Annotated in this window: 22 protein-coding genes and 1 pseudogene; 9 read left to right on the top strand and 14 right to left on the bottom strand. The window is 35.0% G+C overall.

Annotation, left to right across the window (positions count from 1 at the left end):
• Positions 1 to 17 precede the first annotated feature (17 nt).
• Entirely contained in the window at positions 18 to 1,547 is a 1,530-nt protein-coding gene (guaA, locus tag BOQ64_RS03340) for a glutamine-hydrolyzing GMP synthase (RefSeq protein WP_129056039.1), read from the top strand.
• A gap of 52 nt (positions 1,548 to 1,599) precedes the next feature.
• On the opposite strand, the gene BOQ64_RS03335 is transcribed toward guaA, so the two are convergent.
• A complete protein-coding gene (locus BOQ64_RS03335) occupies positions 1,600 to 1,986 on the bottom strand; it encodes a hypothetical protein (protein WP_129056041.1) in 387 nt (128 codons plus the stop codon).
• 90 nt (positions 1,987 to 2,076) lie between these two features.
• On the opposite strand from BOQ64_RS03335, the gene BOQ64_RS03330 reads away from it, so the two are divergent.
• Positions 2,077 to 3,585, top strand: coding sequence for a carbon-nitrogen hydrolase family protein (locus tag BOQ64_RS03330; protein WP_129056043.1), 1,509 nt, complete (start codon positions 2,077 to 2,079; stop codon positions 3,583 to 3,585).
• A gap of 54 nt (positions 3,586 to 3,639) precedes the next feature.
• On the opposite strand, the gene BOQ64_RS22995 is transcribed toward BOQ64_RS03330, so the two are convergent.
• The gene (locus BOQ64_RS22995; RefSeq protein WP_164975739.1) at positions 3,640 to 3,810 is read right to left on the bottom strand and encodes a hypothetical protein; all 171 of its coding nucleotides are present in this window, start codon (positions 3,808 to 3,810) and stop codon (positions 3,640 to 3,642) included.
• A 114-nt stretch (positions 3,811 to 3,924) separates the two neighbouring features.
• A complete protein-coding gene (locus BOQ64_RS22990; RefSeq protein WP_164975738.1) occupies positions 3,925 to 4,095 on the bottom strand; it encodes a hypothetical protein in 171 nt (56 codons plus the stop codon).
• A 450-nt stretch (positions 4,096 to 4,545) separates the two neighbouring features.
• Between BOQ64_RS22990 and BOQ64_RS03325 the strand changes: the two genes are divergently transcribed.
• The 3 genes from BOQ64_RS03325 to BOQ64_RS03315 all read left to right on the top strand — a co-directional run bounded on the left by BOQ64_RS03325 (position 4,546) and on the right by BOQ64_RS03315 (position 8,303).
• Entirely contained in the window at positions 4,546 to 6,195 is a 1,650-nt protein-coding gene (locus BOQ64_RS03325) for an ABC1 kinase family protein (RefSeq protein ID WP_129056045.1), read from the top strand.
• Between the two features lie 94 nt (positions 6,196 to 6,289).
• Positions 6,290 to 6,799 (top strand): hypothetical protein, encoded by a 510-nt coding sequence (locus tag BOQ64_RS03320; protein WP_129056046.1) that lies wholly within the window; start codon positions 6,290 to 6,292, stop codon positions 6,797 to 6,799.
• A gap of 151 nt (positions 6,800 to 6,950) precedes the next feature.
• The gene (locus BOQ64_RS03315; RefSeq protein WP_129056048.1) at positions 6,951 to 8,303 is read left to right on the top strand and encodes a DEAD/DEAH box helicase; all 1,353 of its coding nucleotides are present in this window, start codon (positions 6,951 to 6,953) and stop codon (positions 8,301 to 8,303) included.
• A gap of 144 nt (positions 8,304 to 8,447) precedes the next feature.
• Here the strand turns inward: BOQ64_RS03315 and BOQ64_RS03310 are convergent, their stop codons facing one another.
• The 8 genes and pseudogenes from BOQ64_RS03310 to BOQ64_RS03275 all read right to left on the bottom strand — a co-directional run bounded on the left by BOQ64_RS03310 (position 8,448) and on the right by BOQ64_RS03275 (position 13,759).
• Positions 8,448 to 8,774: a tetratricopeptide repeat protein gene (locus tag BOQ64_RS03310; RefSeq protein ID WP_129056050.1), complete on the bottom strand. Its 327-nt coding sequence runs from the start codon at positions 8,772 to 8,774 to the stop codon at positions 8,448 to 8,450.
• A 48-nt stretch (positions 8,775 to 8,822) separates the two neighbouring features.
• Positions 8,823 to 8,921, bottom strand: a pseudogene (locus tag BOQ64_RS24785) (tetratricopeptide repeat protein); the annotation flags it as partial.
• Positions 8,922 to 9,421: 500 nt separating this feature from the next.
• Positions 9,422 to 10,078 (bottom strand): GDSL-type esterase/lipase family protein, encoded by a 657-nt coding sequence (locus tag BOQ64_RS03300; protein WP_129056052.1) that lies wholly within the window; start codon positions 10,076 to 10,078, stop codon positions 9,422 to 9,424.
• 65 nt (positions 10,079 to 10,143) lie between these two features.
• Positions 10,144 to 10,623, bottom strand: coding sequence for a lipocalin family protein (locus BOQ64_RS03295; protein ID WP_129056054.1), 480 nt, complete (start codon positions 10,621 to 10,623; stop codon positions 10,144 to 10,146).
• A 341-nt stretch (positions 10,624 to 10,964) separates the two neighbouring features.
• Entirely contained in the window at positions 10,965 to 12,128 is a 1,164-nt protein-coding gene (locus BOQ64_RS03290) for an iron-containing alcohol dehydrogenase (RefSeq protein ID WP_129056055.1), read from the bottom strand.
• Between the two features lie 117 nt (positions 12,129 to 12,245).
• Positions 12,246 to 12,611 (bottom strand): hypothetical protein, encoded by a 366-nt coding sequence (locus tag BOQ64_RS03285; protein ID WP_129056057.1) that lies wholly within the window; start codon positions 12,609 to 12,611, stop codon positions 12,246 to 12,248.
• 185 nt (positions 12,612 to 12,796) lie between these two features.
• Positions 12,797 to 13,267, bottom strand: a complete 471-nt coding sequence (locus BOQ64_RS03280) for a toll/interleukin-1 receptor domain-containing protein (protein WP_129056059.1) — start codon at positions 13,265 to 13,267, stop codon at positions 12,797 to 12,799.
• 81 nt (positions 13,268 to 13,348) lie between these two features.
• Positions 13,349 to 13,759: a winged helix-turn-helix transcriptional regulator gene (locus BOQ64_RS03275; RefSeq protein ID WP_129056062.1), complete on the bottom strand. Its 411-nt coding sequence runs from the start codon at positions 13,757 to 13,759 to the stop codon at positions 13,349 to 13,351.
• A gap of 100 nt (positions 13,760 to 13,859) precedes the next feature.
• Here BOQ64_RS03275 and lpdA point away from each other — a divergent pair, with 100 nt between their 5' ends.
• Complete coding sequence (gene lpdA, locus BOQ64_RS03270) at positions 13,860 to 15,260, top strand: dihydrolipoyl dehydrogenase (protein ID WP_129056064.1); 1,401 nt, start codon at positions 13,860 to 13,862, stop codon at positions 15,258 to 15,260.
• Between the two features lie 160 nt (positions 15,261 to 15,420).
• Here lpdA and BOQ64_RS03265 read toward each other — a convergent pair whose 3' ends face one another.
• The 3 genes from BOQ64_RS03265 to BOQ64_RS03255 all read right to left on the bottom strand — a co-directional run bounded on the left by BOQ64_RS03265 (position 15,421) and on the right by BOQ64_RS03255 (position 17,295).
• Complete coding sequence (locus BOQ64_RS03265; RefSeq protein ID WP_129056066.1) at positions 15,421 to 16,026, bottom strand: hypothetical protein; 606 nt, start codon at positions 16,024 to 16,026, stop codon at positions 15,421 to 15,423.
• 64 nt (positions 16,027 to 16,090) lie between these two features.
• Positions 16,091 to 16,672, bottom strand: coding sequence for a peptide deformylase (def, locus tag BOQ64_RS03260; protein WP_129056068.1), 582 nt, complete (start codon positions 16,670 to 16,672; stop codon positions 16,091 to 16,093).
• A gap of 56 nt (positions 16,673 to 16,728) precedes the next feature.
• Positions 16,729 to 17,295, bottom strand: a complete 567-nt coding sequence (locus BOQ64_RS03255) for a Crp/Fnr family transcriptional regulator (protein ID WP_129057078.1) — start codon at positions 17,293 to 17,295, stop codon at positions 16,729 to 16,731.
• Between the two features lie 196 nt (positions 17,296 to 17,491).
• Here BOQ64_RS03255 and BOQ64_RS03250 point away from each other — a divergent pair, with 196 nt between their 5' ends.
• From BOQ64_RS03250 to BOQ64_RS03240, 3 genes are all read left to right on the top strand, one after another.
• Positions 17,492 to 20,026 (top strand): phosphoenolpyruvate carboxylase, encoded by a 2,535-nt coding sequence (locus BOQ64_RS03250; RefSeq protein ID WP_129056070.1) that lies wholly within the window; start codon positions 17,492 to 17,494, stop codon positions 20,024 to 20,026.
• A gap of 135 nt (positions 20,027 to 20,161) precedes the next feature.
• Positions 20,162 to 20,635, top strand: coding sequence for a hypothetical protein (locus tag BOQ64_RS03245; RefSeq protein WP_129056071.1), 474 nt, complete (start codon positions 20,162 to 20,164; stop codon positions 20,633 to 20,635).
• Between the two features lie 27 nt (positions 20,636 to 20,662).
• Positions 20,663 to 21,169 carry a hypothetical protein gene (locus tag BOQ64_RS03240; protein WP_129056073.1) on the top strand — a complete coding sequence of 169 codons (507 nt, stop codon included), beginning with the start codon at positions 20,663 to 20,665 and terminating at the stop codon, positions 21,167 to 21,169.
• Positions 21,170 to 21,234: the final 65 nt, after the last annotated feature.

Raw genomic sequence — 21,234 nt, 5'->3', positions numbered from 1 at the left:
CAAATCAATTATCAAACATGAACAACGGTATTATTATTTTAGATTTCGGATCCCAGTACAACCAGCTTATCGGAAGAAGAATCCGTGAGATGGGTGTGTACTCTGAAATCTTACCTTTCAATACACCATTACAAGATATTATCGCAAAACAGCCAAAGGGAATCATCCTTTCCGGAGGACCTAGCTCTGTAAATGCAGAAAATGCTCACCTGGTAGAAAAGGCATTATACGAACAGGGAGTTCCTGTTTTGGGTATTTGCTATGGAATGCAGATGACAGCTCACCTTTTAGGAGGAAAAGTAAACAAAGGAGAAAAAGGTGAATACGGAAAGGCTAATCTTGAGATCGTTAAAGAGAGCTCTTTATTAAAGGGAGTAACTCAGAACTCTGTAGTTTGGATGAGCCACTTTGATGAGGTTGGAGAGTTGCCAACAGGTTTTGAATTAAACGCAAAATCAGGAGTAATTGCTTCTATTTCCAATGAAGATAAGAAAATCTTCTGTGTTCAGTTCCACCCGGAAGTTTCTCATACAGAAGAAGGAGGAAAAATGTTGGAAAACTTCGTATTCGGAATCTGTAATGCAGAGAAAAACTGGAAACTGACCAACTATATTGAGAAAACAGTAGAAGAAATCCGTGAGAAAGTAGGAGACAACAAAGTAATCCTTGGTCTTTCCGGAGGTGTTGACTCTTCTGTAGCAGCAGTTTTAATCCATAAAGCAATCGGAGATCAGTTAACTTGTATCTTCGTAGATACTGGATTATTGAGAAAGGATGAAGGTAAAAAAGTAATGGATCAGTATGGAGAGCACTTCCATATGAACATTAAAATGGTAGATGCTAAAGAAAGATTCCTTTCAAAATTAGCAGGAGTAGATGATCCGGAAGCGAAAAGAAAGATCATCGGGAACGAGTTTATCCATGTATTTGATGAAGAATCTCACAAAATTGAAGGCGCTAAATTCTTGGCTCAGGGTACAATCTATCCAGACGTTATCGAAAGCCAGTCTGTAAACGGACCATCTGCAGTAATCAAGTCTCACCACAATGTTGGAGGACTTCCTGAAGATATGGAATTCGAATTATTAGAGCCATTAAGAGAGCTTTTCAAAGACGAAGTAAGAAGAGTAGGAGAAGAATTGGGAATTCCTCACCACTTGGTATACAGACACCCTTTCCCAGGACCTGGATTAGGAATCAGAGTATTGGGAGCTGTAGATGCTGAAAAAGTAAGAATCCTTCAGGAAGCTGACGATATCTTCATCGAAGAATTATACAAAAATGATCTTTACGAAAAAGTATCTCAGGCATTCGTAGTATTACTTCCTGTAAAATCTGTAGGAGTAATGGGTGACGAAAGAACTTACGAATACACCGCAGTAGTTCGTTCAGCTAATACCATCGATTTCATGACAGCAACATGGAGCAGACTTCCTTACGAGTTTTTAGATACTGTTTCAAGCAGAATTATCAACGAAGTAAGAGGAATCAACAGAGTAGCTTACGATATTTCAAGCAAACCACCTGCAACAATTGAGTGGGAATAATTTCAACTTGAATTTAAAATATAAATCCTGCCCGTTTGGGTGGGATTTTTTATTACGTTATATTATAAAAATAAAATTCTTCAGCTGAAAAAGCATTCAGGTTTTCCATAAAATCAAAATAAGCATTATAGATATCAGGATCTACAGATAGATATGGATTAGATAAAGTATCGACAATAATGTATTCTATATCATGAAATGTTTGAAGAATATTTTTTACATGTAAAGCATATTGACTTTCTATAAAAACCAAAGGATAATTTAAACAGATATATCCGATGATTTTATCTCCTAAAAGAAGAGTTGTTAATTTTTCTGTATCTGTTTCTATATCAGAATTGTAGTAAAGTTTTAGGGTCTCCATTACAGAACTGAAATCAGAGTGTTTCCAGTAATTATTTGAATGAACAGCTATTTGTAAAATTTCGGTGATATCCATTGTTAAATTTTGTATAAATAGTTTAAGAAGTCCTTTTCTATAAGGATTGAAGTAAAATATTTTCACTAAATTTAAGTAAAATTACACCAAATGCAAATAGATACAAGACCCTTGACCGTTCAGGATTATGATGAGTTGGCAGAAACAATGAAAAGAGCTTATCCGCAAATGTCAGAATCCATATGGTCTAAAAAAAGCATAGAAAAACTGACGAGAATATTTCCTAACGGGCAAATCTGCATCACAGTAGATGGAAAACTGGCTGCTGTAGCGCTTTCTATTATTGTCAATTATGAAGAATTCGGGGATGATCATACCTATAGTGATATTACAGGGAATTACACCTTCAATACCCATACTTCCACAGGTAATGTCCTTTATGGGATAGAAGTCTTTGTAGATCCGGAGTTCCGTGAATTACGCCTGGGAAGAAGACTTTATGATGCAAGAAAAGAACTTTGTGAATTATTAAACCTGAAATCAATCGTTCTTGGCGGCAGAATTCCGAATTATCATAAATACAGTCACGAACTTTCCGCCAGAAATTATATCCGAAAAGTAAGAGATAAGGAAATCTATGATCCTGTATTGTCTTTCCAGCTTTCCAACAACTTTCTTCCGATAAAAATCCTGAAAAAATACCTTCCTGAAGACGAAGCTTCCAGGGAAAATGCGGTTCTTCTGCAATGGAATAATATTTACTACAGCAAAAGGCCTAATACCATGCAGGACAGTATTATACGTCTTGGTTTGGTGCAATGGCAGATGAGGCATTTTAAAGACATTGAAGCCTTCTATGAACAGGTAGAGTTCTTTGTGAATGTAATGGGAGATTATAAGTCAGACTTTGTATTGTTTCCAGAACTTTTCAATACACCATTGCTGGCTCCTTTCAACAGTCTTTCAGAAAGAGACAGTATGATAGAGCTGGCCAAACTTACCGAAGATATTAAAAAGAAAATTTCTGAGCTTGCCATCAGTTATAATGTCAATATCATTTCCGGAAGTATGCCTGTCTTTGATCATGATACTAATGATTTGTATAATGTAAGCTATCTTCTTCACCGTGATGGCCGTATGGATGAATACAGAAAAATTCATATCACTCCGAATGAAAAACGATATTATGGTATGAAAGGAGGAAATGAAATCAAAGTTTTTGATACAGACTGTGGTAAAATAGGCCTTGTAATCTGTTATGACGTAGAGTTTCCTGAATTACCAAGAATTCTGGCAGATCAAGGGATGAAAATCCTATTTGTTCCTTATCTCACCGATACTCAGAATGCTTATATGAGAGTTCGCCACTGTGCAGCTGCCAGAGCCATAGAAAATGAATGTTATGTAGCCATTGCAGGCTGTGTAGGAAACCTTCCGAAAGTAAACAATATGGATATTCAGTTTGGACAGGCAGCGGTATTTACCCCTTCAGATTTTGCGTTTCCATCCAATGCGGTGAAAGGAGAAGCGACTCCTAATACGGAAATGACTTTGATTGTAGATGTAGATCTGAACTTACTGAAAGACCTCCATCACAACGGCTCCGTTCAGGTCATGAAAGACCGTCGTAAAGACCTTTATGAAACCTACCTTAAATAACAAAACAGAATGCGAAAGCATTCTGTTTTATTTTACCTAAAATTTAAATGTATCTTATAAATACTGCGGACAAACTACCGCAGGACAAATCATTCCCGGGCATTTTGGAAGTCCGTCTGTAGGGCAACACTGACGTGAGCATTGACCACCACCAATGATGATTCCGCTTCCTGAAACGTTCTTTAATTGTTCTCTTGAAAGTTTGCTGTTACGTAAATTTTTCATTTTAATATTATTTTTAGTTAGTTGTCTAAAGTAAAAGAAGAGTATTCTTATTAAAAAATAAAACAGAATGAACAAGCACTCTGTTCTATTTTACCTAAAATTTAATGGAGTATTTTATGAATACTGTGGACAAACTACGTCAGGACACATAAGCCAAGGGCAAGTTTGCCTTCCGTCAGTAGGGCAGCATTCAGATGTACAGTTTTGGATTGGAGAAATACCTCCACTTCCTGCAATACCTTTTAACTGTACTCTTGAAAGTTTTTTGTTACGTAAATTTTTCATGTTGTAATACTTTTATTGATTTGTTTTAATATTTTGTACTTCATAAATATATAAATTATTACTATACATAGCATTGTTTTTTCATTATGACTATAAATAATCGTTTAAAATACTGATTATGTGATTGAATTTTTAATCTCTGTATAGTGATTTTATAGGTGTTTTTTTATAAAATCAGCTAAATTCAAGCTGATAATTTTTACTAAGATGAGCATGAACTTAGCAATTGGAGGCTGAAATTAATAAAAACCATGAAGAATCATTCTCTTTTTTGTTTCGTTTTTAAAGAGTTGAATAAGAATACAGATAGTAATCGTATGGCTAAAAATGACTTCTAACCCCAAGCTTCCAACTTTCAGCCACTTAACCCTGAATTTTTTACGCTTAACCTAAGAGAATATAGCATTAGGAACAGTTTTTGGAGTAAATTGCACTTACTATTGATATACTATGTTTGACAAGCAACAAAGAAAACTGAAAAGATCCGCAAGACTGATTTCCGTATTAAGTAAATATGGTTTTAAAGATATTCTCGCAAGGATGAATGGTGGAAATAAGCAGGAAGATACTTCAGGAAATTCAGATGAGATTATTTCCAAAGGTACTGTTTATGAAAGGATCAGATTGGCCTTGGAAGAACTGGGACCTACTTTTGTTAAGCTTGGACAGACATTCAGTAACAGAGAAGATCTGTTGCCACCGGAACTTATTCAGGAACTGCAGAAGCTTCAGGATAAGGTAGAAACAGTAGATATGGATGTGGAAGAGGCTTTGGAAAGCGAGTTTAATATTTCTGTGAAAGATCACTTTCTGGAAATTCAGAAAAAACCATTGGCTACAGCTTCTATTGCACAGGTGTATAAAGCCGTTTTACTGGATGGAAGTCCGGTTATTTTAAAGCTTAGAAAACCAGATGTACAATCGGTAATTGAAGATGATTTATTGCTTATCAAGGATATTGAAAAATTAATCTCAGCCTATTCAGAAATAGGAGAAAAACTTAATCTTAAGCAAGCTATTTCTACGTTTGAAAGGTCTTTATTAGAAGAAGTTTCTTTGATTAATGAAAAGAACAACATTCAACAGTTCCGACTCAATTTTAAAAATAATAAAGAAACCTATGTTCCTAAAGTTTATGATGAATACTCCAACAATAATATTCTTTGTATGGAATTCATTGATGGGATTAAGGTAACTGATAAATCCATTCTGCTAGCCAATGATATTGATCCTGTAAAAGTTTCTGAAACGGGGCTAAGGCTCTTTGTTTCTCAGATTCTGGATTATGGTTTCTTTCATGCTGATCCGCATGCAGGGAATATTTTAGTAAAGAAAGATGGAAAAATTGTCTTTATCGATTTTGGAGCCGTTGGAAAAATCCAACCGAACGATAAGGAAATTCTTGAAAATCTGATCGTAAGTTTTGTTTCCAAAAATTCACACAAAATAGTCCGTTATCTTAAAAAAATGGCTGTGAGTTATGAAATTCCGGATGAAAGAAGATTTGAAAATGATGTGGAAGACATTCTGAATTTTGTTCACAGTTCCTCATTAAAGGAAATCAATGTTCAGGTTATTATCAATAAAATGAAAGATATCTTAAAGGATAATAGGCTGTATATGCCGGATTATTTCTATCTTTTGTTTAAAGGAATCAGTCTGATAGAAGGAGTTGGGAGAAATATTAATCCGGATTTGGATATTGTGAAAAGTCTTCATCCTTATACCCGAAAAATATTCACTAAAAAGATCAGTCCGAAAAACCTTTTAAAAACGGGAATGGACAGAATGATGAATTTTACGGATAATGTAGATGAAATTCCTAAAGAACTTCGCTCTGTGCTCCAGAAGCTGGATGAAAATAAATTCACAGTCTCCAGTGAAATCAAAAATATTGAGAAAACTAACCAACTGATAAAGTCCAGCGTGATCAATCTGATTTTAGCCATGATTTTGGGAGCGAATATTATTGCAACAGCAATTGTTTTTGTTTCAGAATCAGGGCCAAGAATAGGAGAACTGTCTTTAGTAGCAGTGTTGGGATTTGTATTCTCAATTGTTTTAGTATTTATACTTTTGTTGAGAGTAACGAGAAAATAATCGAGTTGCGGGGTTCGGGTTTCGAGTATAAAAAGACGTATAATCTAAAGTTCGTATCCCGAACCTCGGATCTCGTACACTTAAAAATAAAATAATGAAAAAACTAATAATCCCCATTATGATTTTCTGCAGCGCATTTGTTATGGCGCAGGAAGGGAGTGAAGGGAAAATTCAGGGAGATTTTGATGGTAACGGAACAAAAGAATATGCTTATATAAAAGTTGCAGACTGCAATGATGACTGTAATGGAAGCTGTGATACAACAGTTTATTTTAGTGATAAGAAGATAAAACCGTTCATGACATCACTTGCTAATGGTGGAAGCTTATATAATCTGGGTGACCTTAACAATGACGGGAAAGATGATATTGGTTTTTATCCCTATTGGTGTACCAGCTGCTGGCATTCTTTTTACACTTATACATTAAGTAAATCAGGATGGAAGCCTTTGGTAGATCCTATTTCAACACACTGCAGCCAGTGGGAGGAAGACAAATTTCCAATTAAAAAAGATCTTCAAAAGAAAGGAAATGTTATTATTACTACCAGTGAGTGGAAAGATGATGATATTAAAATAAGCAGTAAAAGTATAAAGATTAATTAATTGTTTAAGGTTCGATGTTTAAAGTTTAATGTGGTTGTTATAGAGTTTTAAACGTATGTTTCAGACCTTGATTTTCTTTATTTGATGTCTCTGTTTTGCCATTGTAAAAACCCGATTTCAGATTCTACATATTAATACTTATCTTTGCAAAATGGAAAAACTCACTTTTGCAGATTTTGACCTGCCGGTTAAAATTCTTGATGTTTTAGCAGATTTAGAATTATTTGAACCTACTCCTATTCAGGAGAAAAGTTTAAAGCCTATCCTTTCCGGGAGAGATGTAATGGGAATTGCACAAACCGGAACCGGGAAAACATTGGCCTATCTTTTACCAGTTCTGAAAACCTGGAAATACAGTAAAACAGGAAATCCAACGGTTTTAATATTGGTTCCAACAAGAGAATTGGTGGTACAGGTGACAGAAATTCTAGAGAAACTGACTGAAAATATTACTGCAAGAGTAATTGGAATTTATGGTGGGAAAAATATCAACACTCAGAAACTTTTATTTAATGACGGTTGTGATATTTTAGTAGGAACACCGGGTAGAGTAATGGACCTTTCCATAGACAATGCAATCTCTTTAAAAGAAGTTCAGAAGCTTATCATTGATGAATTTGATGAGATGCTTAACCTTGGTTTCAGACCACAGTTAACCCATATTTTTGAAATGATGAAAGAGAAGAGACAGAATATTCTTTTCTCTGCAACCATGACTGAGGCGGTAGATGGTATGTTAGATGAATACTTTGCCAGCCCTGTAGAAATTTCATTGGCAAAATCAGGAACTCCGCTTGAAAAAATTGAGCAGACTGCCTATAAAGTTGAAAACTTCAATACCAAGATCAACCTTCTTGAGCATTTATTGAAGAGTGATACAGATATGTCTAAGGTGTTGATTTTTAATAATAATAAAAAACACGCAGACCTTCTTTTTACTAAGATTGATGAGCTTTTCCCTGAACAGTTTGATGTGATTCACTCCAATAAGTCTCAGAACTACAGGCTTAAGGCAATGAAAAGTTTTGAAAATGAAGAAATCAGAGGTTTGATTACAACAGATGTAATGGCAAGAGGTCTGGATATCTCTAATATTACTCACGTTATCAACTTTGAAACACCTGATATTCCGGAGCAGTATATCCACAGAATCGGTAGAACCGGTAGAGCAGATAAAGAAGGGAAGGCAGTGACTTTTGTTACTAAAAAAGAAGAGCCTTTAATCCTGGATATCGAGCTTTTAATGGATAAAGAATTACACTTTAATGACTTCCCTGAAGGCGTTAAAATTAATCCGAATAAAATTGCTTCAGAAAAAGATGAAGTAGTGATGAAAAATCCTGCACAGGTAAAACTAAATGATGGAGGAGGAGCTTTCCATGAGAAAAAAGCGAAGAATACCAAAGAAAATTGGGGTGGTCCTTCAAAAAGAAAAGCACCCAAGAAGTTTGGAGCTAACAGAGCACAACAGAAAGCAATCTCTAAATCTAAGAGAAAGAAATAATAAAAAAAGCGATTCCGGATTTCGGAATCGCTTTTTTAGGTTTATTCAGATTTAGTTTTGGAGATATTCCCGGTGGATTAAACAGTCCCCAATATTCACAATGGAATGGTTAGGGTTGAATGTTGCCACCCACTCAATGAATATTTATTCAAAGTCAATTTTATTGTTTTTCAAAATTTCTTTAAATCTATCCATCTTATTTTCCTCTTTCATACTTTTGTAGATATAGCCTATCATCTTTTCTGCATCAGAACGGTAAGGTGATTTTTGCTCGGTATAAATTCTGTAGGCTTTGCAGATATAATCAAGTCCCTTTTCGCTGTCTTTCAGGTGGATAAAATAGGTTTGTCCTATTCCATAATATACCTCAGGGTCTCCGGGGTAAACCTTATCAAGATCATTATAAGCATCAATAGCTTTTTGATATTCTTTTTTATAAACATAAGTCATGGCTGTATTCTGTAAAGGCATTCTGCCTTTTGGATCAATCGCCAAAGACTGTTTATAAGCATTAAGTGCTTTATCGTATTCACCTGTTCTTCTATAGCAGATACCAAGATTATCCCAGGCATATATGAACTTTGGATCAGCTTGTAGGGCCTGCTCATAATTTTGAATAGCTTCTTTCCAATTTTCTTTTTTGAAGCTTCAATGGCTTTATGATAGAAATCAATGGCAACTTCATTTTTTGAAAATTGATCATCATTGGTTTCTATAGAACCGGTAGCCTTTTTTACGCTTTCACAGTTTTGCATCAGATAGCGTTCAAGTTTATTGTAGCTGTCCTTATACTGTTGTGAGTTTTTATCAGAATCAAAAGTCAGGTTAATCTGCTTTTTCCCATTCACTTTAGGTGCTTTTTCCGAAAGTTTTTCTGATCCTAATAAAAGAGAGGATAGCTGAAGAGCTCCGGTGTACTTATTAATACATTCATGAACGTCTTCTATAATGTCTGCCTTCTTTCGGTTAGACAAACTAATAGAATCAGCACACTTACAAGCATTCTCAGAAAGTTCCTGGATAATCTTTTTTTCATCAGGTTTCTCTTGAGAAAATGAAAGAGAAAACGGTAAAATGAAAATAAAAATGGTTATTGTTTTTTTTATCATGGGGTTAGTTTATTTCATATAAGGAGTGATTACCTTAGTCCAGATCTGGTATCCTTCAGGTTTAAAGTGAAGCATGTCATCCACAAAAATATCTTTTCTTACATTTCCGTTAGAATCTTCCATGGCCTTGGTTACATCTATATACTCTGCATTAGGCTGTCTTTTCATAAAAGCTTCAATTCTGGTATTAGCTTCTTTAATCTGAGGCCAAAGTTTCTCTCTGCTCGGAGAGTACTTCATGGAGATATAATCTACTTCAATATTAGGGAATTTTGCTCGTACTTTTTTGTAAAAACTTTTGTATCTCTTTACTACCTTTTCTGCCTTCAACTGATGATTATCGGCAAAGTCATTTTCTCCGCAATAGATAATAATCTGTTTAGGTTGGTATGGAGATAAAAGATCATCCGCAAAATAATTAAGATCTGTAAGTCTTGAGCCGCCAAAGCCTCTGTTGATGATGGTTTTAGTTGGAAAATAATCTGCTACGTCCGTCCATTTGGTAAAAGATGAGCTGCCAATTAATAAAATAGCATTTTGGGGTGGCGGGTTTTGTTGATCTTGTTTTTTGAATTCCTGAATGTCAAGCCAGAACATGGGCTTTTTTTCCTGTGAAAAGGCAATTGTAAAACACAGCAATAGAAATGCTGATAGGATCTTCTTCATTATAATCAGTTTTAAAATTTGAGATAAAAGTAATAAAAAACTCCCGATTGGCGGGAGTTTAAGTTTTATCTTTTATAAGTAATGTAGGTGACATCTATGACTTTGTCTCCGTCTTTATCATAATTCCCGACTAGCTGTGCCAGTCTAAATTCAGTTTGAGTAAGCATATCAACCCTGAAGCTCATATTGCCAGGCTCATCATCTTCTCCTTTAAGTTGGATATTCAGTACCTTAGAATCTGCATCATAAGTATACTTTCCTTCATTTTTAGCGGCAAAGTGGCAGTTGGTTCCATCTGGATCTCCATCATAAGCTGTATAGCTTACATAATAATCCGTTCTGAAGAAAAGTGTATTTTTATCACTGCATCCTTCCGGAGTTGTTGTTGTAAGCACAGTTTTATTATCTTTTCCTGAAATAATTTCTGTCTTTACTTCTTTCCAATCCCCTTTCATAATATCCATTTCATAGGCTGCAAGGTTATCGTCATTACAGGAAGTAAGCGCCAGAGCTGAAAAGGCAAATAAAAGTAGCTGTTTTTTCATTTTCACAAATTTAAGAATATGCTAAAATATAAATAAATTTGAAATATTTATGATGAAATGATTTTTTTTTAAACGAATGTTTACAAATAAGTCAATTATTGAAGGCAGTTTGAAATTTTATGGGGATATAAATCTAAATAAGAATATTTGTCTGTAAGATAAAAGATAAAAGATAAAAGATAAAAGATATTGTCGTTAAACAACTATCACGTTTATGCTTATCCCTCCGGATATCAATATCAATAGGGGCGGGCTAAAGCCCGCCCTAAAATATATAAATGAATTCATTGGCTTTAGCCAAAACTTAAACCAAGAACTCTAAACTCTAAACGTTGAACCCTTTAGTAGCTCATTTCTACAATCTTGGAAGCATCCTGAGGAGTCAGTTTTTTATACTCGCCAAGACCAAGCCAGTTTCTGTCTGTAAAAGCTTTTTCCACTCTTTCAGCAGTTCCTTTATAATCTTCAGTATACTCTGAAAGCCTGGTTTTAATATGCAGGCTGTGGAAGAATTCTTCAAGTTTTTTGATGCCCAGTTCTGCTTTTTCTTCAACACTTCCTTCCTTAATTCCCCATACTCTTTCTGCATACTGAGCCAGTTTCCCTTTTTTATCTTCAAAGTTATAACGGTAGTGGGAAGGTGCAATAATAGCCAACGTTCTGGCATGATCTATACCGAAATAAGCCGTTAATTCATGGCCCATAGCATGTACAGCCCAGTCTGTAATAACCCCTTTCTGAATTAATCCGTTTAAGGCCATTGTACAACACCACATAAAGTTTCCTGCAGCATCATAGTTGAAATCATCGGCCAATACCTTTGGAGCGGTCTCCTGAAGGCTGATCAGAATACTTTCGGCAATTCTTTCCTGAAGATCAGCAGAAGACGGAGCTGTCATATATTGTTCCAACACATGGGTGTAGGCATCTGTAATTCCGTTAACGATCTGATTTTTTGGAATAGATCTGATTACTTCAGGATCTAAAACAGAGAATTGAGGGAATAATCCAGGACCGCCCGAAGACAGTTTCTCATTGGTTTCTCTTCTGGAAATAACATATCCTGAGTTCATTTCTGAACCGGTTGCCGGAAGCGTCAGAATACTTCCGAATGGCATTCCTTCCCCTTCAAAAGTTCTTACCTGCTTTCTCAGAATATCCCATGGCTCTCCATTGTAGTTGGCTGCAGCAGAGATAAACTTAGTTCCGTCAATCACAGACCCACCACCCACAGCAAGAAGATAATTGATGTTATTTTCTTTGATAAAGCTGATCGCATTAATTAAAACTTCATATTCTGGATTAGCGGGAACTCCACCAAATTCATATAATTCATGATCTTTTAAAGCTTCCTTCACCTGGTCATAAACACCATTGTTTTTGATACTTCCACCACCATAGATCATTAGGATCCTGGCATCCGTAGGAATTTCTTTGGAAATTTTAGCGATTTCGCCTTTTCCGAAAAGTATTTTGGTCGGATTTTTAAACTCGAAATTAAGCATTGTTCTAAATTTATTGTACCCAAATTTACGGAATGAAAAGAGAAAATTAAGTTAATGAAAGTTTAAAATTGCTATCACTGAATTTCATGAAAGCTATTAAAAACCTTAGTGAAATCTTTAATGGTAACTATGAAGATCTAAATTAAGTTCTTTTAAAATGCTTGGATTGAGTCCATTTTCATAATATTCTTTCCAAACCTTCAAACTTTCCTTTTTAATTTTTTCACGGGTTATTTTTTTGTTTTCATTAACTAGGTAAGGAGCCCAAAAGCAAAAATCATGAGTTTTAAAATCTGCTATTGAATCATTTGGAACTTCCCATAAAATATATGGAAGGTCAAGTTCATGATACCAATCTATTAAGAATATCATCTCATAAATTTCCTTTACTGTAGATTTTTTTAATATCCATTTCTTAGTTAATTTAACCATTAACTCCATGTCTTTGCCTGGTTCAAATTCTGGGTTATAAGTGACATTCATAGGTAGATTATACTTATGTAATAATTCTCTTTTTTTCTTTTCTATGAGAATATCATCATCAAAATCATCATCAAAATCATCAGAGCAATACCAGTCAAAAAAAGCTTGTTCAAAATGGACAAGGTTTTTTATTCTTGATTCGGTGTCGATTATGTACTTCTTTCGATCAAATTCATTGCAATTTGTTAAGAATTGGACTTTTTTTTTATATTTTCATAGTCAACTAGATCTATTTCAGATAACTTTAGAATCTTTTCAATTACTTTGTCTATTTCATTATCTGTGACTTGAATTGATAATTTGTCTGCTAATATTGGTGATAATGAGTAAATTTCATTATAGGAAATATTTAACCAGACTGGTAGAATAGTTTTTTCTTTAGTAAAAATTTCTTTTGATATTAAACCATTTAGTTCTTTTTTAGTCCATTCTTTTTTTAGAAAGTTTTCACTAACAATTACTAAACCATAATTTGATTTTTTAATTCCGTCAGATATTTCCTCAAAAAGAGAATCACCTATCTTTAACGTTAGTTCGTCATACCAAACATTAAAACCTAATTTAATAAGCTCTTCAGCTAAAGGTCTGACAAATATTTCTTTATCTTCGGAGGCGTGACTAATAAAAAAATCATATTCTTTTTTAATTTGTTGCATAATGGTGTGTTCTTACTAACCTCGAATTTATAATATTTTCTTTACAAAAAATAATAGGAGAGATAGAATTTATTCTCTTCGTTAAATGATATCCACTAAAAGATATGTCTTTGCTCTTCTAATAAAGTCCTCTTTATCCTTTTTAATATCTTCCAGTAGCTTTTTCCTATCATCAGGAATGGTCAGATACTTATCGCCCCAAAGATTTATTTCAACAATAATCGGGATCAGATCAATGCCTTTTTCTGTAAGATGATATAAAATCTTTAATTTATTTTCCGGATGTCCCTTTTTATCAATAATTCCGTTTTCCAATAGATTTTGAAGTCTTGTCGCCAGAATATTGGAAGCAATTTTTTCATCTGCTTTCTGAAACTCTCCATAGGTGCACTCTTTATTAAGCATCAGATCCCGGATGATGAGCAGCGACCATTTATCACCCCATATTTCCAGTGAACAGCTGATAGGACAGTCTGACCTTTTTTTACTCATTACTTTAATTTTTAAAATATCACTTGCAAATTGAAAGTGTTTGTTTTAATTTTGCTTTTATTTTGCAAGTAAATTTAATCATAAATAATTAATAAATCAAATGGAAAACTATGACATTGCCGTGATTGGCTCAGGACCCGGGGGATATGTTGCCGCGATAAGAAGCGCACAGCTAGGCTATAAAACAGTAATTATCGAAAAATATGAAACATTGGGCGGAACCTGTACCAATGTAGGTTGTATTCCAACAAAAGCTTTATTGGACAGCACACATCACTATGCAGAAGCCCATCATAAATTTAAGGAACACGGAATTCTGCTTGACAATATTGAGCTTGATTTTTCTCAAATGTATAAAAGGAAATCTGAAGTTGTATCTAAAAACACCAGCGGACTTGAGTTCCTGATGAGTAAAAATAATATTACCCGCTTGCAAGGTGTAGCCACTTTTATCAATAATGAGACTATTAAAGTTGTTTCTGAAACTGAAACTAAAGAAATTACAGCCAAACACTATATCATTGCAACAGGTTCAAAACCATCAACCATTCCGGGAGTGGAAATTGATAAAATGAGAATCATTACTTCTACAGAGGCATTATCTCTGAAAGAAAAGCCGAAAACAATGGTAATTATTGGTGGCGGAGTGATTGGAGTAGAAATGGCTTCTATCTTTAACCGTATAGGAACTCAGGTAACAATTCTGGAATATGCAGATCACCTGATTACAGCCATGGATCATGAATTAGGAAAAAACCTTCAGAAAATCCTTAAAAAGGAAGGAGTAGATATCCGTTTAGGGCAGGCTGTTTATAAGACTGAAGGTTCAGAAGTAGCTGCTAAAGTATTTTTTAAAGATAAAAACGGGGCAGAAAATAAATTGGAAGCAGATTATATTCTGGTAGCAGTAGGAAGAAGTCCTTATGTAAAAGGATTGGGGTTGGAAAACACAGATGTACAGCTGGATAACCGAGGATTTATTAAGGTTAATGAAAATAATAGGACATCTGTTTCCAATATCTATGCTATTGGAGATGTAATAGGGGGAGCAATGCTTGCTCATAAAGCGGAAGAGGAAGGTGTTTTGGTTGCAGAAACAATCAATGGACAGAAACATCATATTCATTATGACCGTATTCCTTCTGTGGTATATACCTGGCCGGAAGTGGCATCCGTTGGATATACTGAAGAATATCTCAAAAAGAATAATATAGCCTATAATGTGGGTAAATTTCCGTTTTCAGCCAGTGCAAGAGCCAGAGCTTCTATGGATACGGATGGATTTGCCAAAGTTTTGGTAGATCCAAAATATGGAGAAGTCCTTGGAGTACATATTATTGGTGCAAGAGCCGCAGATTTGATCGCACAGGGAGTAATTGCACAGGAATATGAAGTAACAGCAGAAGATATGTTCCGGATCTCGTACGCACACCCAACTTACTCGGAAACATTGAAAGAAGCTTATCTGATAGCCTCAGGGCAGGGAGCCGTTAATATTTGATATTAGGCTATAGAAAACCTTTAATGTCCACTAATGCGCAAATAATTGCTATTTATGCCTAATAACCTATGTATCTATGTAGTTTTAAAAATAATTTTATTACATAGGTACATAGAATTTTGGAAACTTAAAAAGCTTAATGTATGTTTATCCGGACAAATTATAAAGTGGTACAATCCTCACTTTTTGAGAAAATACCATTGCTTTTGGCTTCCAGTTTTCCGGTCTTTCTATTGATTTTAATTAAGAAAGACTCTTTGGTTAAGGGACATCCTTTAGCCTGTAAAACATACATAGCAATGGATTGGTCTTCAATTTTATAAGAACCTGTAAAACGATTCTGGGTATCAATGGAGTAGCCGTAGGTCTTAGCCAGTAAAATAGCTTCAGGGAGATTATCAACCGTTCCGATAAAATCCCTTAATTGCTGTTCATTGGAAAAATAGACAGGTCTTTCTTTTTTGCACGCCAGAATATAGGAAAAGCAATGATCCCCAATACATTTTTGGAAAAATCCCTTTTCCGGAACTGGCTCATTAATCGTCATGAAATCTGGGGCTTGACTTTCGTAGATGATAGCTTTATCAGGATCAGGGTCGTTGGTAAGCACTCTCCAGTAAGCATATTCTTTATTGGGAATGATGAATGGATAAAGATATTCAGTAGTGTCCAGAATATCCGGGATCTTTTTATAATCATCAGGAACCTTGATCTGTGCAGAAAGCAGACTGGAAGCGATCAGGGTAAGTGTGATGATGATTTTCATAAAGAATATTGTTTTCAGAGCAAATTTACAAAAATTACTGATGCCTCTTAATGTTTCCGGAAGATTACAGAAACGTCATAGGATATCCCGTCTTAATATTTCCATGAACAATTTTCTTCAATTTTGATTCGATCATTTTCCTTGTTAGTGGTTTCAAATGATAAATGTATAAAACACCTTGGGTATGGTCGTACTCATGCTGGATAATTCTGGCTGTTAATCCGGTAAACGTTTTAGTTTGTCTGTTGAAATTTTGATCGAGATACTCAATGGTAATTCCCCAAGGTCTTTCAACTTTTTGAGACAGTCCCGGAATGCTTAGGCAGCCTTCATAATCTACCCAGCTTTCTTCTGAAGTACTGATGATTTTAGCATTAATAAAAGTTTCTCTGATTCCTTTATCATTTCTTTCAAAATAGAGAAGTTGATCTTCAATATCAAGATTTTCAAAAGTAATTTGACTGTCAACAATGAAAAGCTGTAAAGGTTTATTGATCTGAGAAGAGGAGAGGCCACAGCCATTAGAATTTTCCATGGTTTCCCACATATTGACAATAAGGTCGTGTATTTCCTGACTGTTTTTGTTAACCTCTATGCATTTCTGCTTTAAAATGCGGTTTCCATAAGCTACAATAGGTAAGTTCATTGAAATATTTTTCTGCAAAGTTCAGCAGAAGAGGATAGATATACAATGAACCTATGTTAATTAATCTGTCTGCGGATTCTGCTTAAAGCCTGTGGCGTAATTCCTATATAAGAAGCTATATATTTCAGAGGGACACGCTGCAATAGTTCTGGCTGTTCAGTAAATAATTTTAAATAACGTTCTTTAGCAGTAAGCTTCAATAAAGAAAGTTCCCTTTTACTTTTGGCCAGAAACAGTTTTTCAGAAGCAAAACGTCCCAAATGGTTTCCCACATTCGTCTGGCTGTAAATTTTCTGTAGGTCGTTGTAAGAAATCTGCCACACCACCGTTTCTGTTAATGCCTGCATTTCATATTCAGAAGGTGTTTGGGTTAGAAAAGAATCATAGGCACAGGTAAATTCCTTTTCAAAACTGAAGCTGAAAGTATAACCATGTTCGTCATCAGGAATATAAAACCTTACCAGCCCAGATTCTATAAAAGACAGATAGTTTTCTGTATCGCCTTGCTGGGTAATGATTTCGTTTTTAGCATAGACTTTTCGACGGAAATATCCGGCGATAAATTCCCATTCAGACTCCTGCAATTTGACGATTTGTTCGTAATATTCTCTGATGTAACCCATATTCAAAAATAAAGCGAAGTTCAAAGGTACGAAATGTTTCATTGAAGATATAGATAGGATGATTTATAGAATATCTAAACTTTCAAAACGACCCTTTTGAAACAGCTTCATTTTTTTATTTTTAACATACAATAAAGTTTTATTTTTTTGTCATTTATCAATTTAATTAATTCCAAAATCACTTACATTTGTTATTATGAGACACGACCAACGCGCAGAAAAATTCAGGCAGATCGTGGAGAATAAATTCCAGATCTACAATTCATTATTTATGAGCCTGCCCTATGATAAAATGACTAATATCGGGATGTTGCTTCCTTTTCTTTATGAGGAAAGCAGAACCGGCTACGAAGCAGGTAAAACCCCCGAAGAAATTGTTGAAGAATTCTTTAAAAACCATACGGATCTTCAGACCGAAGAGCAGAAACTTGAACTGCTTTTTAAGATCATTCAGTATATAGAAAGACAGGTGGTTTTATTTGACAGTATTGAAGATGCTGCATTTCCGAACCTGCATTCCGAAAGTGATAGCGGAACTGTTACCAATCTTTTTGAGCGTTCTTTTCAGGATCATAAAATTGAAAAAGTACGTGAAAAATTAAAGGATTTCAGTGTGAAAGTTGTATTTACTGCACACCCTACTCAATTTTATCCAAGCTCGGTACAGAGAATTATCCAGGATCTCAGAGGAGCTATTACCAGTGATTCTGTGACGCAGATTGATACTCTTTTACAGCAACTGGGAAAAACACCATTTGTAAATAAAGAAAAACCAACTCCTATTGATGAGGCGTTGAGTATTATTTCCTATCTGAGATATGTGTATTACGATACGATTGGTGAGCTCTTTACTAAGATCAAAAAGACTTTTGGAAACGGACATTTTCATCTGCATGAAGATATTATTCAGCTTGGTTTCTGGCCAGGTGGAGATCGTGACGGAAATCCTTTTGTAACGGCAGATGTAACGAAAAGAGTAGCAGAAGAACTTCGTTCAGCTATTTTAAAATCTTATTACAGCCATTTGAAATTCATCCGAAGAAGATTAAGCTTCAGAGGAGTTTCAGAAGTGTTGACAGCGTTGAGTGAGGAATTGTATGCCGCTATTTTTGATGGCAAAGCAATTACTGCGGAAGCTATTTTAAAGAAAGCCGATGAGGCAGAAAAAATATTAATTCATGAACACAATTCTCTGTTTTTAGACCTTCTGGAAAACTTCAGAGATCGTGTGAAGATTTTTGGGACTCATTTTGCGACATTGGATGTTCGTCAGGACAGCAGAATTCACCAGAAAGTAATTGATGAGGTTTTTACAAAAGTCTATGGCAGCGAAGAAGCAGATTACGAACAGAAATTCAATAAACTGATTCAGATTTCAGAACCGGTAAATGCTAATGATTTTGAGGATATTGTAAGAGATACATTATTAACAGTATCTCAGGTATCTGAAATTCAGAATTTGAATGGTCTGAGAGGAATGAACCGTTATATTATCTCCAATTCTGATGCTGTAAAAGATGTAATGAATGTATATGCATTCTTTAAGGTTTGCGGCTATAAAGATGAAGAGATCAATATGGATATCGTTCCACTTTTTGAAACTATGGAAGGGCTTGATAATGCCGAGCATGTGATGAATGAGCTGTATCAGAATCCTGTCTATAAAAAACACCTTGAAAGAAGAGGAAACCAGCAGACCATTATGTTAGGTTTCTCTGACGGAACCAAGGATGGTGGTTATTTAAAAGCCAACTGGGAGATTTATAAGGCGAAAGAAGTTCTTACAAAGCTTTCAGAACAGAATAATATCAAAGTTGTGTTTTTTGACGGAAGAGGTGGCCCACCTGCAAGAGGAGGAGGAAAAACCCATGATTTCTACGCTTCTCAGGGAAAAACAATTGCCAATAATAAAATTGAACTTACCATTCAGGGACAGACGATTACCAGTATTTTTGGAAACAAAGAGCAGGCAAAATATAATTTTGAACAGCTTTTAACGGCCGGAGTTGAAAATGATGTATTCAAAAATGCCAAAAAAGATCTTACAGAAAAAGAAAGAGTTCTGATTATTGAGCTGGCGAATATCAGTTATAAGAAATACTCGGATCTGAAGGCACATCCTATGTTTGTACCTTATCTGCAAGAGATGAGTACGCTAGAATACTACGGAAAAACAAATATCGGAAGCCGCCCGTCCAAAAGAGGAAACGGAAGTGAACTGAAGTTTGAAGACCTGAGAGCCATTCCATTTGTAGGATCATGGTCGCAGCTGAAGCAGAACGTTCCCGGATTTTTCGGTTTTGGTTACGCCATGCAGCAGATGAAGGAGCAAGGAAGGTTTGAAGAAGTAAGAGAACTGTATAAAGGATCAGACTTCTTTAAAACATTGGTGTTGAACTCAATGATGAGTATGAATAAGTCATATTTTCCATTGACGTATTATATCAAAAGCAATCCTAAATTCGGGGCCTTCTGGAATGTTCTTTTCAGCGAATATGAACTTTCAAGAGATATCATGCTCGAACTTACCGGTTTCAAAATGCTTCAGGAAGAAGATCCGCTATCCAGAAAATCTGTGAAAATCCGTGAGAAAATTGTTCTTCCGTTACTAAGCATTCAGCAGTATGCACTGATGAAAATTCAAAAAGGTGAGGGGAATAAAGAAGCTTATGAAAAACTGGTTACCAGATCATTGTTTGGAAACATTAATGCAAGTAGAAATTCAGCCTGATTCAATATAAAAATGCCTTTCTCAAGAGAGGCATTTTTACTTAAGGTGTCTAAATATAGAGGCTGTTTTCTTCATATATGTAAAGACTTATTAAAATAAATGACTGTGTTTTAAAAAAATGGTATTATTACATTTATGAAACAGATACTGACTGAAGAAATTTTTTCTGCTCCCCAATGGATGAGAATAATATGCTGTGTTTTTGGTTTAGCATTACTGTTGATGGGAGTAAGCTTACTTATGATGAAGGATTTGCCACAGGAAATTTTTGTTGTAATTCCTTTCATTTTTGTAATTGTTGTTTCTATGTTGATGTATATTCGGTTAAAACTTATTATTTCTGATTCCGGTATTCATTTCGTTGGCGGTCTGAAGCATCATGGTTTTACCTGGGAAGATATTACCAGAATAGACATGTGCAGATTGGGAAAATTCAAAACACCAACGGCTACCATATACTATTTGGACAGGAAGCTGGACATTCAAAAAGGGGTCTATCTTCAGCAGGAATTTAACCGTATATTATCGCTATTAGAAATGAAAGTTTCTCAGGAATTATTCACAGAGAATTATCAGAATATTCGCAGGCAGATTGATCCGAATATCTGAGTCAGTTATTCATAAAAAAATAGTACCATGACTCATGATTTTAAAATACAATTGCAGGAAAATATCCCGTTCAGTACTGAAGAAATAAAGCGTATTGAAGCTGAACTAAAGGGATTTAGAAAAATGATTTCCGTTATTTTAGCTTTTGCAACAGTATTGGTTATGGGATTTATTGCTTTTCTAATGAGGGACAGTCAGACCCAATTTAAATACTATGATTATCTCTTATTCGTGGCAGGTGGTTTTGCATTGTTTGGTTTTTGTTATCTTATTGCTCAATTGGTGGTATGGTATGATGCTGCTAACTGGAAAAAAGATAAGGTGATTGGGAAAAATAAATTAGTAAGCATCGTTGTTGGCCGAGATGAGACAGAGTACGGAAAATATTTAACTTTTGCAGGAATAACAGGGGCTGATAAAATAAGATTAAGAGTGAAGCCTGAATATTATTCCCATTATCCAATAGGAACAAAGTTATCTGTTACCTATTTGAAATTCAGTAAAGAGGTATTGTATATTCAGGCTGACGGGTAAAGTTTGTTATCTGTCACAAATAAAAGTGTCAGAGATCTAAAGCATTTGTTATTCTTGTGCATCAG

Origin of the sequence: Chryseobacterium sp. CH25 (genome assembly GCF_004119455.1) — a bacterium.
Lineage (GTDB): Bacteria > Bacteroidota > Bacteroidia > Flavobacteriales > Weeksellaceae > Chryseobacterium.
Note: the sequence above shows the minus strand (reverse complement) of the source record. Positions and strands in the feature narration are given on the sequence as shown.